Annotated in this window: 2 protein-coding genes and 1 pseudogene; all 3 read right to left on the bottom strand. The window is 72.2% G+C overall.

Annotation, left to right across the window (positions count from 1 at the left end; all coding sequences use genetic code 11):
• Positions 1-137: 137 nt before the first annotated feature.
• A complete protein-coding gene (locus QH283_RS22475; RefSeq protein WP_280504943.1) occupies positions 138-890 on the bottom strand; it encodes a YebC/PmpR family DNA-binding transcriptional regulator in 753 nt (250 codons plus the stop codon).
• Positions 891-1,127: 237 nt separating this feature from the next.
• Positions 1,128-1,793: a pyridoxal 5'-phosphate synthase glutaminase subunit PdxT gene (gene pdxT, locus QH283_RS22470; protein ID WP_280504942.1), complete on the bottom strand. Its 666-nt coding sequence runs from the start codon at positions 1,791-1,793 to the stop codon at positions 1,128-1,130.
• A gap of 47 nt (positions 1,794-1,840) precedes the next feature.
• A pseudogene (locus QH283_RS22465) lies at positions 1,841-1,951 on the bottom strand (acyl-CoA thioesterase domain-containing protein); the annotation flags it as partial.

Here is a 1,951-nt window from a genome sequence, read left to right as displayed (position 1 = left end):
CCCGGCGGGCCCCCCCGCCCCCCACACCCTGCTCAGGCCGCCCACCGGGGGGCGCCCCCGCCGCGTGGGGGGCCGCGCACCCCGCGCCCCGCCCCCCCCCTCGGCGGGAACCGCGTGTCGCTCGTCCGGCCCTCGGATCAGTCCTCGAGCTGGGCGAGCACCTCGTCGGAGATGTCGACATTGGTGTAGACGTTCTGCACGTCGTCGCTGTCCTCGAGCGCGTCGACCAGCTTGAACACCTTGCGCGCGCCGTCGGCGTCGACCGGGACGGTGACCGAGGGCTGGAAGCCGGACTCGGCCGAGTCGTAGTCGATGCCCGCGGACTGCAGGGCCGAGCGCACCGCGATCAGATCACCGGGCTCGCTGATGATCTCGAAGGACTCGCCGAGGTCGTTGACCTCCTCGGCGCCCGCGTCGAGCACGGCCATGAGCACGTCGTCCTCGGACAGGCCGTTCTTCTCCAGGGCGACCACACCCTTGCGGTGGAACAGGTAGGCCACCGAGCCCGGATCGGCCATGTTGCCGCCGTTGCGGGTCATGGCCACGCGCACCTCGCCCGCGGCGCGGTTGCGGTTGTCGGTGAGGCACTCGATGAGCACCGCCACGCCGTTGGGGCCGTAGCCCTCGTACATGATGGTCTGCCAGTCGGCGCCGCCCGCCTCCTCACCGGCGCCGCGCTTGCGGGCGCGCTCGATGTTGTCGTTGGGCACCGACGACTTCTTGGCCTTCTGGATGGCGTCGTAGAGCGTCGGGTTGCCGTCGGGATCACCGCCACCCGTGCGGGCCGCCACCTCGATGTTCTTGATCAGCTTCGCGAAGAGCTTGCCCCGCTTGGCATCGATCGCGGCCTTCTTGTGCTTGGTGGTGGCCCATTTGGAGTGGCCGCTCATTCCCTACTTCCTTCGGGTCGGTTGCACATCGGTCTCTCTACATGCCGCCTGTGTTCGTGCCCGCCGTGGACACGACGGTCACCACAGGGACCCGAGCGCGCCGAGGCGAGCAGACAGCTTTCACAGCGTAATGGAACCGGGAGGATGCACCGTCGGGCCACCCCCTGTAGCCCGGGCGCTGCCGGGAACGACCACCCGGCCGGGGCGGGCGCGGCCGTCGGGCCGAGGCGGCGGTACCTACCGGGCCGAGGCGGCTGTGGTCTCCCTGACGATGTCGACGAACATGCGGTGCACCCGCAGATCGCCGGTCACCTCGGGGTGGAAGGAGGTCGCCAGCACGGCCCCCTGCCGGACCGCCACGATCCGGCCCGCGCCCGGCCCGTCGGGCACGGTGGCCAGCACCCGCACGCCCTCGCCCACGCGCTCGACCCACGGCGCCCGGATGAACACCGCGCGCACCGGCCCGTCGTCGAGTCCGGCGAAGTCGAGGTCGGTCTCGAAGGAGTCGACCTGGCGGCCGAAGGCGTTGCGCCGCACCGTCATGTCGATGCCGGACAGGTGCTCGGCGTCGGGGCGGGTGTCGAGCACCTGCGAAGCCAGCAGGATCATCCCCGCGCACGAGCCGTAGGCGGGCATGCCCGCGCGCAGCCGGGCGCGCAGCGGTTCGAGCAGTTCGAAGACCCGCAGCAGCTTGCTGATCGCGGTGGACTCGCCACCGGGCAGGATCAGCCCGTCGACGGCCTCGAGTTCGCTCACCCGGCGCACCAGCACGGCGTCGGCGCCGCAGCTCTCCAGCGCGGCCAGGTGTTCGCGCACGTCGCCCTGCAGGGCGAGCACGCCGATGGTCGGGCGGGACCGCGACGCCTCCTCGGCGACGGGGGCGGGAACCGGGGTCTGGGTCACCGGATCAGCTTACGAGCGGGCGCGATGTGGGCCCGCTCACGCCCGCGTCACTCCCGCAGGGTGCGGATCAACCCCTCCTGCACCACGGCGGCGACCAGCCTGCCGCCGCGATCGAAGATGCGCCCCGAGGTCAGGCCGCGGCCGAAACCGGCCGAGGG

It is taken from the genome of Nocardia farcinica (assembly GCF_029867845.1).
GTDB classification, from domain to species: domain Bacteria; phylum Actinomycetota; class Actinomycetes; order Mycobacteriales; family Mycobacteriaceae; genus Nocardia; species Nocardia farcinica_A.
The sequence above is the reverse complement of the archived record's forward strand: the minus strand, read 5'-3'. Positions and strand labels throughout refer to the sequence as shown.